At 75.4% G+C, this 13215-nt stretch carries 11 protein-coding genes; 5 read left to right on the top strand and 6 right to left on the bottom strand.

Going from position 1 to position 13215, the window contains the following annotated elements; translation table 11 throughout:
- Nucleotides 1-91: 91 nt before the first annotated feature.
- Nucleotides 92-1153, top strand: coding sequence for a terpene synthase family protein (locus LUZ64_RS08785; RefSeq protein ID WP_143593078.1), 1062 nt, complete (start codon nucleotides 92-94; stop codon nucleotides 1151-1153).
- Nucleotides 1154-1508: 355 nt separating this feature from the next.
- Nucleotides 1509-2846: a cytochrome P450 gene (locus tag LUZ64_RS08780; protein WP_095581227.1), complete on the top strand. Its 1338-nt coding sequence runs from the start codon at nucleotides 1509-1511 to the stop codon at nucleotides 2844-2846.
- 244 nt (nucleotides 2847-3090) lie between these two features.
- Here LUZ64_RS08780 and exaC read toward each other — a convergent pair whose 3' ends face one another.
- Complete coding sequence (gene exaC / locus LUZ64_RS08775; protein WP_095581228.1) at nucleotides 3091-4614, bottom strand: acetaldehyde dehydrogenase ExaC; 1524 nt, start codon at nucleotides 4612-4614, stop codon at nucleotides 3091-3093.
- Between the two features lie 164 nt (nucleotides 4615-4778).
- The gene (locus tag LUZ64_RS08770) at nucleotides 4779-6077 is read right to left on the bottom strand and encodes a helix-turn-helix domain-containing protein (protein ID WP_232390216.1); all 1299 of its coding nucleotides are present in this window, start codon (nucleotides 6075-6077) and stop codon (nucleotides 4779-4781) included.
- Between the two features lie 159 nt (nucleotides 6078-6236).
- On the opposite strand from LUZ64_RS08770, the gene LUZ64_RS08765 reads away from it, so the two are divergent.
- The gene (locus LUZ64_RS08765) at nucleotides 6237-6743 is read left to right on the top strand and encodes a holin (protein ID WP_095581444.1); all 507 of its coding nucleotides are present in this window, start codon (nucleotides 6237-6239) and stop codon (nucleotides 6741-6743) included.
- 366 nt (nucleotides 6744-7109) lie between these two features.
- Nucleotides 7110-7898 carry a hypothetical protein gene (locus LUZ64_RS08760; protein WP_232390215.1) on the top strand — a complete coding sequence of 263 codons (789 nt, stop codon included), beginning with the start codon at nucleotides 7110-7112 and terminating at the stop codon, nucleotides 7896-7898.
- 199 nt (nucleotides 7899-8097) lie between these two features.
- Here LUZ64_RS08760 and LUZ64_RS37475 read toward each other — a convergent pair whose 3' ends face one another.
- Entirely contained in the window at nucleotides 8098-8241 is a 144-nt protein-coding gene (locus LUZ64_RS37475; protein WP_232390214.1) for a zf-HC2 domain-containing protein, read from the bottom strand.
- A gap of 148 nt (nucleotides 8242-8389) precedes the next feature.
- On the opposite strand from LUZ64_RS37475, the gene LUZ64_RS08750 reads away from it, so the two are divergent.
- Entirely contained in the window at nucleotides 8390-9001 is a 612-nt protein-coding gene (locus tag LUZ64_RS08750; protein ID WP_095583278.1) for a sigma-70 family RNA polymerase sigma factor, read from the top strand.
- A gap of 514 nt (nucleotides 9002-9515) precedes the next feature.
- On the opposite strand, the gene LUZ64_RS08745 is transcribed toward LUZ64_RS08750, so the two are convergent.
- From LUZ64_RS08745 to LUZ64_RS08735, 3 genes are read right to left on the bottom strand one after another with little or no spacing between them, the layout of a single operon-like run.
- The gene (locus LUZ64_RS08745) at nucleotides 9516-10232 is read right to left on the bottom strand and encodes a copper chaperone PCu(A)C (protein WP_232390213.1); all 717 of its coding nucleotides are present in this window, start codon (nucleotides 10230-10232) and stop codon (nucleotides 9516-9518) included.
- Nucleotides 10229-12808, bottom strand: coding sequence for a heavy metal translocating P-type ATPase (locus LUZ64_RS08740; RefSeq protein WP_095580748.1), 2580 nt, complete (start codon nucleotides 12806-12808; stop codon nucleotides 10229-10231). Before LUZ64_RS08740 ends, LUZ64_RS08745 begins: the two co-directional genes overlap by 4 nt.
- A complete protein-coding gene (locus tag LUZ64_RS08735; protein WP_232390212.1) occupies nucleotides 12805-13104 on the bottom strand; it encodes a hypothetical protein in 300 nt (99 codons plus the stop codon). The genes LUZ64_RS08740 and LUZ64_RS08735 overlap by 4 nt, the downstream gene beginning before the upstream one ends.
- Nucleotides 13105-13215 lie beyond the last annotated feature (111 nt).

Raw genomic sequence — 13215 nt, 5'->3', positions numbered from 1 at the left:
CCACGGGAGAGCTTTTGAACAGGGCAACGCCGCACGGCCGCTCGTACCCCTGTTTCTGCGCATTGCCGGCGATCAACGAGGAACCAAGACCATGAACCCCCCAATGACCATTGCCGACCTGCACGACATAGTCCTGTCCTACCCCGAGTCCTGGAACCGTCCGCCCGACCCGCATCCCGTACCCGACCCCGAGCTGGAGGTGCACCGCTGGCTCGACCGGCTCGCGCTGGTCACCTCGGCCGAGGAACACCTGAAGTACGGCACGATCCTGAGGTCCGACCTCTTCGCCCGGCACAGCTACCCCCTCGCCCAGCCGGACCGTCAGACCACCATCGCCAGGCTCCTGGCGCTGTGGGCCCTCCACGACGACCGGATAGAAGGACGCGGCACGGCCGAGGGGGAGGCGGAGCGGATCGGGAGGGCGGTCCGGGGCACGCCGGACCCGCCCGACGGACCGGGCGCGGACCGGTACGTCCACGCCTGGTGGGAGCTGGGCCGGGAGTTCCGGCGGGCGGGGATGGGCGAGCGCTGGCTCCGGAGGTTCGGGGCCAACCTCACCGCCTGGTACCGCTCCACGAACGACGAGGCCGCGATGGTGAGGTCGCGGGGCCGGTACCCCGGCAGCGACGCGTACCTCGCCGTGCGGCTCCGCACCGCCGGCCAGCAGGTCTGGCTCGACCTCCTCCAGTACGCGTACGGCAGGGAGCTGTCCCCGGCGGAGCACGGCAGGGAGGTCCGGACCGCGTACCGCCTGGCCGAGACGCTGTACGTCCACTTCAACGACCTCTACGGGATGGAGAAGGACGCGAACGACGGCCTGCCGAACCTCGTCCCCCTGCTCGCCCGCGAGCAGGGCGTCAGCGAGATCGAGGCGTGCCGGGAGGTCGCCCGCAGGCACGCCGGGACCCTGGGGGACGTCTGCGCCCTGAGCCACCGCGTCTGCGCGCGCGTCCCGTCCCTGGCCTGGTGGTTCGAGGCGTTCCAGCATCTGCTCGTGGGCATCACGCGCGCGCACGAGCTGTCGCCGCGCTATGCGCCGGTGCAGGTGACGGAGGACGGCAGCGCGGTGCGGGTGCGGCTGGCGTGTCGGCGGAGCCAGGAGGGGGAGGAGCGGGTGCGGTCATTCGCGCAGGTGGAGCAGGGCGTCATGTGACGTGGGGGAAACGAGGGGGGGCTCGATGAGGAAGTGCCGGGAAAGGAACGGCGAGGGCGATGTGAGGGGGACGGGGACGGGATCGGGGCCGGGGGCGGAGACGGACACGGACACGGACACGGGCCGGGGGGCCGGTTGCGAGTCCGGGCGGGGGAGCGAGGCCCGGCGGGGGAGCGAAGGCGGCGAGGGCCGTGAGGCGGGGCGCGAAGCGGGGCTCCGTACCGGCCGGGAGTCCGACCGCGGGACCGGGCCGGAGAGCGGCAGGTCGGGGGGCCCGGCCGGTGCGCCGCCTCCGGGGCCGCCTCCTGTCCCGTCCCCGGGGCCGCCTCCCGTCCCGTCCCCGGGGACAGTTCCGGTGCCGTCGGCCGCGCCTTCGGTGCCGGGCGCGTGGCCGGTGGCGGGCCACGCGCTGTCGATGATGCGGAACCCGCTCGACTTCGTCACGTCGCTGGCCGCGCACGGCGACGTCGTACGAATCCGGCTGGGGCCCCTGCCCGTGCACGCGATCACCCACCCGGAACTGGTGCGGCGCGTCCTCGTCGACGACGCCCGGCACTTCGAGCGGGGCCGGCTCTTCGAGAAGGCGGCGCTGTTCTTCGGCGGCGGTGTGGGGACGGTGTCGGGCGCGGCGCACGTCCAGCAGCGCCGTACGCTCCAGCCCGCCTTCCAGCGGGGGAAGCTGGCGGACTACACCCCCTTGGTGCGGGAGGCCGTGGAGGAGACGGTGGCGCGGTGGAGGCCGGGCCAGGTGCTGCCGGTGACGGACGTGATGAACGACCTCTCGTTCGCGATGCTGACCAACACCCTCTTCACGGTGGGGTTCACGCGCGAGGCGGCCGCGGCGGTGCAGCGCAGCGTCCCGGTCCTGCTGCGGGGCGCGATGGTCCGGACGATCCTGCCGGAGTGGTGGACGCGGCTGCCCACCCCGGGCAACCGCCGCTTCACGCGGGCGATCGACGACATGGGCGCGGCGGTGGACGGGGCGATCGCGGCGTACCGGGAGGAGGGGAAGGACCACGGGGACCTGCTGTCGATGCTGCTGACCCTGCGAGACGAGAACGGCGCGAGGCTGACGGACCGACAGGTCCACGACCAGGTGATCAATTTCGCGATAGCGGGCATCGAGACGACCGGCGCGACGCTGGCGTGGCTCTTCCACGAGCTGGGGCGGGACCCGGAGACGGAGGCCCGGGTGCACGAGGAGCTGGACACCGTCCTGGGCGGCCGCCCGCCGCGCCACGAGGACCTGCCGGCCCTGGAGTTCACCGGCAGGGTCGTCATGGAGGTGCTGCGCCTGTACGCGGTGTGGATGTTCACCCGGCGTACGCTCGCGCCGATCCGCCTGGGGGACGTCGTGATACCCGCGGGCGGGGAGGTGCTCTACAGCCCGTACGCCCTCCACCACGACCCCCGCTGGTTCCCCGACCCGGACGCCTTCGATCCGGACCGCTGGCTCCCGGCCAGGGCGGCCGCCCTGCCGAAGGGCGCCTTCATCCCCTTCGGCGCGGGCGCCCACCAGTGCATGGGCAACACCTACGCCTTCACGGAGGCCCTGGTGGCGGCGGCCGTGGTCTGCGGGCGCTGGCGCCTGTGCCCGATCCCCGGCACCCGCGTCCGCAGGACGGCGACGATAGACGTCCACCCCGACCACCTGCCGATGACCGCGGAACCCCGCGAGGCGGCGGTACGGTGACCGGCGGCGCCGGAGTTCATTCGTTGTAGTGGTTCCAGTACTGGTCCGGCCGGTTCCCGCAGGGCCACTGGCTCAGCCCGGTGCCCTGCTGCGTACTCCCACCCGGCACGGCCGGGTACTGGGCGCTGTTGACGTGAAGGGGAGGACGGCGGCGCGAAGTCGGTGAGTTACCACCCCGCGCCGCCTGGGCGATCCGTTCCTCGGTCGGCCAACCGGTCGGCCGACCGGTGCCGGAGCGGCGCCGCTAGAAGAAGCCCAGCTTCTTCGGGGAGTACGAGACCAGCAGGTTCTTCGTCTGCTGGTAGTGGCTCAGCATCATTTGGTGGCCCTCGCGGCCTATTCCCGACTGCTTGTAGCCGCCGAAGGCCGCGTGGGCCGGGTAGGCGTGGTAGCAGTTGGTCCAGACGCGGCCCGCCTGGATGGTTCGGCCGGCTCGGTAGGCCGTGGTGCCGTTGCGGGTCCAGACGCCGGCGCCCAGGCCGTAGAGGGTGTCGTTGGCCAGGGTCATCGCGTCGTCGAAGTCCTTGAAGGAGGTGACGGCGACGACGGGGCCGAAGATCTCCTCCTGGAAGACGCGCATGCGGTTGTCGCCCTCGAGGATCGTGGGCTCGACGTAGTAGCCGCCCTTGAGGTCGCCGCCGAGGTCGGCCCGGGCGCCGCCGGTGAGGACGCGGGCGCCCTCCTGCCGGCCCAGATCCAGGTAGGAGAGGATCTTCTCCAGCTGGTCGTTGGAGGACTGGGCGCCGATCATCGTGGCGGTGTCCAGGGGGTGGCCCGGGACGATCGCCTCCGTGCGGGCCGTGGCCGCCTCCAGGAACGGGGTGTAGTGGCCGCGCTGGATCAGCGCGCGGGACGGACAGGTGCAGACCTCGCCCTGGTTGAGGGCGAACATCGTGAAGCCTTCGAGGGCCTTGTCGAGGAAGTCGTCGTCGGCCGCCGAGACGTCGTCGAAGAAGATGTTCGGGCTCTTGCCGCCCAGCTCCAGCGTCACCGGCTTCAGGTTCTCGGACGCGTACTGCATGATCAGGCGGCCCGTCGTGGTCTCGCCCGTGAAGGCGATCTTGGCCACGCGCGGGCTGGAGGCCAGCGGCTTGCCGGCCTCCACGCCGAAGCCGTTGACGATGTTCACCACGCCCGGCGGCAGCAGGTCCGCCACCAGCTCCATCCACACGTGGATCGACGCCGGGGTCTGCTCGGCGGGCTTGAGCACCACCGCGTTCCCCGCCGCCAGGGCCGGGGCCAGCTTCCACGAGGCCATCAGGAGGGGGAAGTTCCACGGGATGATCTGGGCCACTACGCCCAGCGGCTCGTGGAAGTGGTACGCCACCGTGTCCTCGTCCAGCTCGGAGAGGCTGCCCTCCTGGGCCCGGAGCGCGCCCGCGAAGTAGCGGAAGTGGTCGACGGCCAGCGGGATGTCGGCGGCCAGCGTCTCGCGGACCGGCTTGCCGTTCTCCCAGGACTCCGCCACGGCCAGCGCCGTCAGGTTCTCCTCCATGCGGTCGGCGATCCGGTTCAGCACCGCCGCCCGGTCCGCCGGCGAGGTGCGGCCCCAAGCCGGCGCCGCCGCGTGCGCCGCGTCCAGCGCGCGCTCGACGTCCTCCGCCGTGCCCCGCGCGACCTCCGTGAACGGCTGCCCGTTCACCGGTGTCGGGTTCTCGAAGTACCGGCCCTTGACCGGCGGTACGTACGCGCCGCCGATCCAGTGGTCGTACCGCGCCCGGTACGAGACGACCGCGTCGGAGGAGCCGGGGTCGGCATAGCGGGTCATGAGAGGACCACCCTTCTTCTTCCCTTTCCCTGCCGCCCGCTCCCGCGCGGGCGGCGACCGGGAGGAAGCTAGCCCCGGCGAGGTTGCGCGGACGTTGCCCGCGTGCCCGACATGGGTATTCCCGGCCGGCGTGGGTGTTCCCGGTGGATCCGGCGCGGATGCCCCTACGCGTAGGGTGCGGGCCCCGTTCGTACCCCCGCCCCGTACGCCTCCCGCAGCCGCACCGCCTCCCCCGCCACCGCTCCCCGCTGCGGCGCGCTCATCGGCAGTGCCGCCAGCAGCCGCTCCCACACCTCCAGGTCCTCCCCGCCCCACGGGGTGTCGGCCCACAGCTGGAGCGCCCCCGCGTCGCCGGAGCCCAGCACCGCCCGCCGCAGCAGGCCCTCCAGCCGGCGCCGCATCCGGCACACACCCGGCGCCTCCGACGACGGCAGCAGCGGGCCGCCGTACGACCGCACCGCCCCGCGCGGGCTGTCCTCCGTCAGCTCGCGCCCCACCGCGGCGAAGTCCGTCTCCACCGGCGCGCACAGCCGGTACGGGCGCGAGCCCAGCAGCGGGCCCACCAGCCGCCTCAGCCGTGACAGCTCCGCCCGCAGCGTCACCGGCCCCACCGGCCGGTCCCCGTACAGCCCCGCCATCAGCTGGTCGCCCGTCAGGCCCTCCGGGTGGTCCGCCAGCAGGACCAGGATCTCGCTGTGGCGGCGCCCCAGCCGCAGGCGGCGCCCGTCCAGGGTCAGCAGCGCCTCGTCGCGCCCCAGCGCCGCCAGCCCGTCGCGCGCCGGCCCCCGGGCAGCCGCCAGCTCCGCCTCCGCGGCCCGCGCCGTCGCCCTGACCAGAGCCAGGCTGTGCGGCCCCGCCAGGTGGTCGCCGCCGGTGAGGTCCACCGCGCCCAGCAGCCGGCCCGTCCGGGGGTCGCGCACCGGGGCCGCCGCGCACGACCACGACTGGACCAGCCGGTTGTAGTGCTCCGTGGCGAAGATCTGCACGGGGTGGCCCAGCGCCAGCGCCGTGCCCGGCGCGTTCGTGCCCGCGTGCCGCTCGTCCCAGCGGGCCCCCGCGACGAAATTCATCCGCTCCGCGCCCCTGCGCATCCCCGCGGGCCCCTCCACCCACAGCAGCCGCCCCGCCGCGTCGCAGACCGCCAGCAGGTGCGCCCCGTCCTCGGCGACGGAACCGAGCAACTCGCGGAAGAGCGGCAGCACCGCCGCCAGCGGGTGGTCCCGGCGGTGGCTCTCCAGCTCCGCGTCCGCCAGCTCCAGCGGCGCGACGAACTCCGGCCCCGGCAGCGCCGCCGCCGAACGCCGCCACGAGTCGGCCACGACCGCGCGCACCCGCGGGTCCACCACCCCGCCGGCCCCGCCGCCGTCCCCTCCCGTCACGAACGCCGTGTGCGCCCCCCGGACCGTACGGCACCGCTCGGCGGGACCCTCCCCGCACGCCATCGCCAGCCACGGGTTGACCACCGTGCCTCCCTCCCCACCCTCGTGTGCCACCGGTCACCCGCCCAAGGGCGGCACGCGCGGCCGTACTTGCGGTACGGGCGCCGGGGCTTGCGGGCGCACCCTCCCCGCCACGACTCTTCCTTTACCCATCGGACACGAACGGAAGACCGGAAGAAAAACATGCCCAAAGTTCTCGTCGATGTACTCGAACGCACCCTCGCCGCCTACCTCACCACCTTCCTCGGCCTCCTCCTCGCCGACGGCTTCGACCTGACCGACGTGTCCGCGCTCAAGGCCGCCGCCATCGCCGCCGTCCCCGCCGCGCTCTCCGTGATCAAGGGCGCGATAGGCACCCGCTTCGGCGACAGGACGAGCGCCGCCTGGCTGCCCGGCAGGAAGTCGTCCGGCGGGACCGGGGGGAAGGGGACCGGGAAGAGGACGTCCGGGACGAGTGCGGCGTCCGCGAAGAAGGCCGCCGGGGCGAAGACCCCGGCGAAGAAGACGCCCGCGGGGAGGACGCCCGCGAAGAAGACGACCACGAGGAAGGCGGCTGCGAAGGACGCCAGGAAGGCACCCGTGAAGGACGCCGAGACGGCACCCGTGAAGGACGCGCAGACGCCGCCCGCCGCGAAGGCCCCCGCCAAGAAGACCTCCTCCCCGGCACCCACGGAGGAGACGCCGCAATAACCCCTCGCCCGGCCTCCTGCCCCCGCTCCCGCCCGCCCCGGAAGCGGAAGCACGGACCGCGCCCCCGGAGCCCAGGCCCCTGAGCGGAGGACGCGCGTTCACACGGGGTGTGCGGAACGCACCCGCGCGGACCCCCGCGCACACGTTCCCGCGCCGGGCCGCCACGCGGTTGACTCGGCTACGCGAGTCCCACTGGAGCGACGGGACCCGGGCCGCCGGTCCTTCCCCCGAGCCGGTGGCCCACCGCCTCGTACCGCCGGGCGGACGGTACGGGGCGGTTCCGTGCGCCCGAGCGGGCGGACGTTCGGGCGTCAGTACGCCCCCCGCCGTCGCTCCGCGCGAGGCGGGTGCAACGATGTCCCCGTCATGAGCGCAGGGCAGTCGCCGTACCAGGGACCCCGGACGCTGCGAGCCGCGATGTTCGCAGTGGTCTGTGTGCTGCTCGCTGCCCTGGGCCACGCGGTCATGTCGGGGACGACCGTCCCCTGGTGGGCCGTCGTCGTGGCGCTGTCCGGCACGGGCAGCGCGGCGTGGTTCCTCGCCGGGCGCGAACGCGGTCCGCTGCTCATCACGCTCGCCACGGTCGGCGCCCAGACCGCCCTGCACCACTTCTTCGCCCTCGCGCAGAACGTCGCCGCCAACGCGGCGCGCGCGGCACGCCTGGGCCTGGACGGTGACTTCCCCCTCCCCGGCGGCATGAGCGGCATGAGCGGCATGGGTGGGATGGGGGACATGGGTGGGATGGGGAACATGGGGGGTGGCGGGCATTCCATGTCCGCCATGCCCATGTCACCGGATATGGCCGGCATGCCCATGGATCACTCCATGGGCATGGCCGGTATGTCCGGTCACGACATGTCCATGCACGCCGGCCACGGCGCCCTCGCCATGTGGTCCGCCCACGTCGTCGTCGCCCTGATCTGCGGCATCTGGCTCGCCGGTGGCGAACAGGCCGCCTTCCGGCTCGGCCGTACCCTGCGCACCCGGCTCTTCGCGCCCCTGCTCGTCCTCTTCCGGGACGTCCCCACGCGCCAGGGCCCGCCGCGCATCCGCGCCGACCGCACGCGCGCGGCGCAGCGGCTGCGGCAGCTGCTCTACGCCCACGTCCTCGCCACCCGTGGTCCACCGGCCCGCCCCGTCGCCGCCGCCGTCTGACGGGCACCCGTCCGCCGGCTGACGGCGACCGACCTGGCCGAACCACGTCACCGGGACGCCGCCCTCCCACGCGCAGGGCCGGACGCCCGGATTCCAGGAAGGACCCACGGCGATGACCCCTGCCCGCACGCAGGACGCGCCACGACGGCACACCCCGCCGCCGGCCCCCGCAGCAGCACCGGCCCCCGCCCCGGCCGCCTCAGCCGAGGCCCGCCGTCAGCAGCTTGAGCCGGCGCGCCCGCTCACCCCAGCCACGGCACTCGGCGCAGCTCAGCAGATGGGTGTCGAGCACCGGACCGGACACGCCCGGCGGCGGCTCCTCCCCGTCGAGGCGGGCGGACAAGGCGGTACGGAACTCACGGCAATGCACCCCGCCATCGTCCCCGGCGCCACCGGCGCCCCACGCACCACCCCCCTCACCACAGCCCCCGCATCCGTCCTCGCGTCCGTCCGCACGGCGCCCCGCATGACCGTTCTCGCGGGAGGCCGCCGTGCGTGACGACGAGACGGTGACCGCCTGGGCGCTCGCCGCCCGTGGCGGGGACGCCGACGCCGTGGAGCACTTCATCCGCGCCACCCAGCACGACGTCCGGCGGTACGTGGCCCGGCTCAGCAACGATCCGCAGGGTGCGGACGACCTCGTGCAGGAGACCTACCTGCGCGCGCTGCGCTCGCTGCCGCGTTTCGAGGGCCGCTCGTCCGCCCGTACGTGGCTGCTGACCATCGCCCGCCGCACGGTCGTGGACCGGCTCCGATTCAACGCCGCCCGGCCCCGCCTCTCCGACACGGACGACTGGCAGTCGGCCGCCGAGCGGACCCAGTCCGCCGAGCTGCCCGGCTTCGACGAGGGCGTGGCCCTGTCGCAGCTGCTCGACCGGCTGCCCTACGAGCGGCGCGAGGCATTCGTCCTCACCCAGCTCCTGGGCCTGCCCTACGCGGAGGCCGCGGTCGTCGCGGGCTGCCCGGTCGGCACCGTACGGTCGCGGGTGGCGCGGGCGCGCGAGGCGCTGATCGTCCAGCTGGAGACGGCGGAGCGGGCCGCCGCGGGCGGCGCCGTCCCGAGAATGCCCGTGATGGCGGGGGCGCGGGCGGCTGCGGCTTAGCCGTACGAGGCCGTGACCTTCGCGGGTCGGGCCCGGTCCCGTAGGCGGGTCGGGTCCGGTCCGGTCCTGTGCGTGGCCTCCGGGCCGGGCGTCGGAACCGGCCGTCGGCCTCGGGCGCCCGCCCGTCCTCGTAGGACGGGTTGGTTCCGGCCTTGTGCGTCCGGCTACGCCTCCGGGCGTCGGCCTCGACCTCGTATGCCCGGCCCCGCCCCGGGGGCTCGGGCTCCGGCCGACGTCCAGCCGCGCTCCCGGTGTCAGGTCCCGGCCCCGGCGTCGGACCTCGCCCCCGTGCGTCGGACCTCGTACCCGTACGACGCCCCCGGTCCCGGACGTCCGACGCCGCCCCGTACCCCGCACGCCGGCCCCGTACCCCGCACGCCGGCCCCGTACCCCGTACGCCGGCCCCGTACGCCGGAACGCCGGGCAGGCCGCCTCACGTGGTCCGCCCGGCGTTCCGGCGTCGAACGCGTCGGCCGTCGTCCGCGAGAGGGACTGCCCGGTCGCTCCGCCCCGCCTACTTCCCCGCGGCGGTCCCGCCGCTCCCCGGCCGTACGACCAGCGCCTCCACCCGGACCGCGCCGCTCTCGCGGAACCGCAGCGTCACCGGCAGCCGCTCGCCCAGCCGCAGCCGGGGCGGGCGTACCACCATCACGTCCAGGCCGTGCGGCGACATCTCCACCGTTCCGCCCGCGGGCACGGGCACGGACGGGACCATGCGCATGGAGCCCGCGCCCCGCTCGACCACGGTGCGGCTCAGCATCGTGCCACCGGCGTCCGGGACCTCGACGTCCACGAGCTCGTCGGCCACGTCGCCCGTGTTGCGGATGCGGAAGAACGCCGCCGTGTCGTCCTCGCCGAAGGGGAGCAGCACGCGCGCGTCGTCGACCGTCACGGCCGCCGGGCGAGCCGCCGCCCCGGACAGCGTCCAGGCGCCCAGGCCGCCGAGCGTGACGGCCGAGGCGAGCAGCGGGACGAGGGCGGCGCGGGCGGCCCCGGCCAGGCGGGCGGTCCGGCCGCCGGAACGGAGGCCGGTGGCGGTAGCAGGGGCGGTAGCAGGGGCGGTGGCGGCGTCCGTGGCGGTCGCGGCGACCGAAGCCGCGCCCCCGCCCGTACCCGCGCCCCCGCCCGTACCCGCGCCCCCATCCGTTTCCGTGCCCCTACCTGTACCCGCGCCCCCACCCGTCCCCGTACGGCCGTCCGTCCCGCCGCCCGCGGAATGGTCCTTCTTCATGCGTCACCCCGGCTGTCGTCGTCGGTCTTCAGGTGCGTCCCCACGGGTGTGGGCCGGGGCCGGTCGCCCGTCGTCTCCTCGCCCCGGCGCGGGGCCGGTGCCGTGCCCGTCGCCGCGGCCGGTCGCACGCCCGCGCGCGGCCCCCGCGCCCCGGGCCCTCGACGGTCGCCGCGTCCGCCGCCCCGTCCGCCGCCGGTGCCTCCCAGCCCCGACCGCCTCGGCTGCCACCCCCTCAGCCGCAGGCTGTTCGCCACGACCAGGACCGAGCTCACCGACATCGCCGCCGCGGCGACCATCGGGCTCAGCAGGCCCACCGCCGCCAGCGGCAGGGTGACCAGGTTGTAACCGAAGGCCCAGGCCAGATTGGCGCGGACCGTCGCCGACGTCCGCCGGGCCAGGCGGACCGCGTCCGCCAGGGCGCCCATGTCCTCGCGGACCAGCGTCACGTCCGCCGCGCCGATGGCCGCGTCCGTGCCGCCGCCCATCGCGATGCCCAGGTCCGCGCCGGCCAGCGCCGCCGTGTCGTTGACGCCGTCGCCGATGACCGCGACCCGGCGGCCCGCCGCGCGCAGCTCGCGGACGAGCTCCGCCTTGTCCTCGGGCGTGGCGCGCGCGTGCACCTCCTCGATGCCCAGCTCCGCCGCGACGGCCCGCGCCGCGCCCTCGCCGTCGCCCGTGGCGAGCACCGGGCGCAGTCCGAGCCGCTTGAGGTGGTCGACCGCGCGGTACGAGCCGGGGCGCACGGTGTCGCCCAGGGCGATCACCGCCTCCGGCGTACCCGCCACCCGGACCACCACCGCGGTCCGCCCGTCCCGCTCGGCCGCGCGCACCGCGTCGTCGAGCGCGGCCGGCAGCCCGCCCGGCCGGGGCCGCTGTCCGGCGGGCCGCTTCGGCTTCCGGTGCCCCTTCGCGGGGACGGCCCGGCCTTCCGGCCGTACGACCTCCACCGGCAGGTCACCCACCCGCCCGGCGACGCCCTTGCCCGGCGTCGCCACGAAGTCCGTGACCTCCGGCAAGGCGCCCGTACCGGACTCCTCCGCGTAGGCCAGGACCGCCCGGCCGACCGGGTGCTCCGAACCCCGCTCGACCGCCGCGGCCAGCCGCAGGACCTCGTCCGCGCCCCGCCCGCCGGTGCGGAACGTCACGCCCGTCACCGTCATCGAACCCGTCGTCAGCGTGCCGGTCTTGTCCAGGACGACGGTGTCCACGCGGCGCAGCCCCTCCAGCGCCTGCGGGCCCTTGACCAGAATGCCGAGGCCCGCGCCCCGGCCCGTCGCGGCCAGCAGCGCCGTGGGGGTCGCGAGGCCGAGCGCGCACGGGCAGGCGACCACGAGCACCGCGACGGCGGCCGTGACCGCGGCCTGCGGGGCGGCGCCCGCGCCGAGCCAGAAGCCGAGGACCGTGACGGCCACGGCCAGCACCGCCGGGACGAACACCCCGGCGACCGCGTCGGCGACCCGCTGCGCCTTCGCCTTGCCCGCCTGCGCGTCCTCCACCAGCCGGGCGATCCGGGCGAGCCGGGTGTCGGCGCCGACGGCTTCCGCCCGCACCTCCAGCAGGCCGCCGGAGTTGACGGCACCGCCCACCACGGCCGAGCCGGGGCCCGTCTCGACGGGCGCGCTCTCGCCCGTCACCAGGGACATGTCCAGGGCCGAGCTGCCCGCGACGACCGTGCCGTCGGTCGCGACCCGCTCACCGGGGCGTACGACGAAGTGGTCGCCGACCCGCAGCCGCTCGATCGGCACCCGGTGCTCGGCCCCGTCCCGCCGCACGACGACGTCCTTCGCGGCGAGCGAGGCGAGGGCCCGCAGCGCCGACCCGGTGCCGCGCCGCGCCCGCGCCTCCAGCGACCGCCCGACCAGCACGAACAGCGGGACGCCGACGACCGCTTCGAGGTACACGTCCGCCGTGTCGCCGCCCATGGAACCCAGGGTCGGGACCAGCGTGAACGGCATCCGCATGTCCGGATCACCGGCGCCGCCGAGGAACAGGGCGTACGCCGACCACGCGTAGGAGGCCACGACGCCCAGCGAGACCAGCGTGTCCATGGTCGCGGCGGCGTGCCGCAGCCCGCGCAGCGCCTTGGCGTGGAACGGCCACGCGCCCCACACGGCCACCGGTGTCGCCAGGGCGAAGCACAGCCACTGCCAGTTGCGGAACTGGAGGCCGGGGACCATGGACAGGACCAGCACGGGCACCGACAGCAGGGCCGTGACCAGCAGCCGGGTCATGGCCGACGGTTCCGCCGGGCCGTCCGCCCCGCTCTCCGGTGCCCCGTCCGCCCGCTCCGCGGCGGCCGGCGGCGCGGGCAGCGACGCGGTGAAGCCCGCGCCCTCCACCACGGCCATCAGCTCCGCCGGGGTCACCGCGGCGGGGTGGCTGACGCGGGCCCGGCCGGTGGCGAGGTTGACGCTCGCGCTCACGCCGTCCAGCCGGCCGAGCTTCTTCTCCACCCGGTTCACGCACGCCGCGCAGGTCATCCCGCCGACGATCAGCTCCGTCGTCCCCGACGCCGAGGCGTCCGGCACGGTGTCCGTCGCGGCGGCCCCGCCGGGCCCGTCCGTCGAGGTGGTCATCGGGTCACCTTCCCGGCGGCCGGAGCGCCCATGCCGTGCATGCCCCTCATCCCGCCCATCCCGCCCATGCCGTCCATCCCGTCCATGCCGCCCTTGTCCCCCGAACCGCCTCCCGGCCCCGAACCGCCGCCGGAGCCACCGGTGCGGTGTATGCCGGGGAAGGCGGGCCCGGCCGCCGACCCGGCCGCGTACGCGACACCGAAGAGGGCGGCCAGCAACAGGACGAAGCCGAGCAGGGTTCCGTACGCGCGGGACGGCCCGAGGCGGGCCGGACTGAGGAGGTGACGAGCGGTCATCGCCGCATCGTGACACGTCACGGACCGCGGCGGCCCGCATGCGACGGGCTCCCGGCGCGTGAGGATCATCCCTTTCGTCCCCGGGAACCAGCGGGCCCGACGGGCCGACTA

The organism is Streptomyces albireticuli, assembly GCF_021228125.1.
Taxonomy (GTDB): Bacteria; Actinomycetota; Actinomycetes; order Streptomycetales; family Streptomycetaceae; genus Streptomyces; species Streptomyces albireticuli.
Note: the sequence above shows the minus strand (reverse complement) of the source record. Positions and strands in the feature narration are given on the sequence as shown.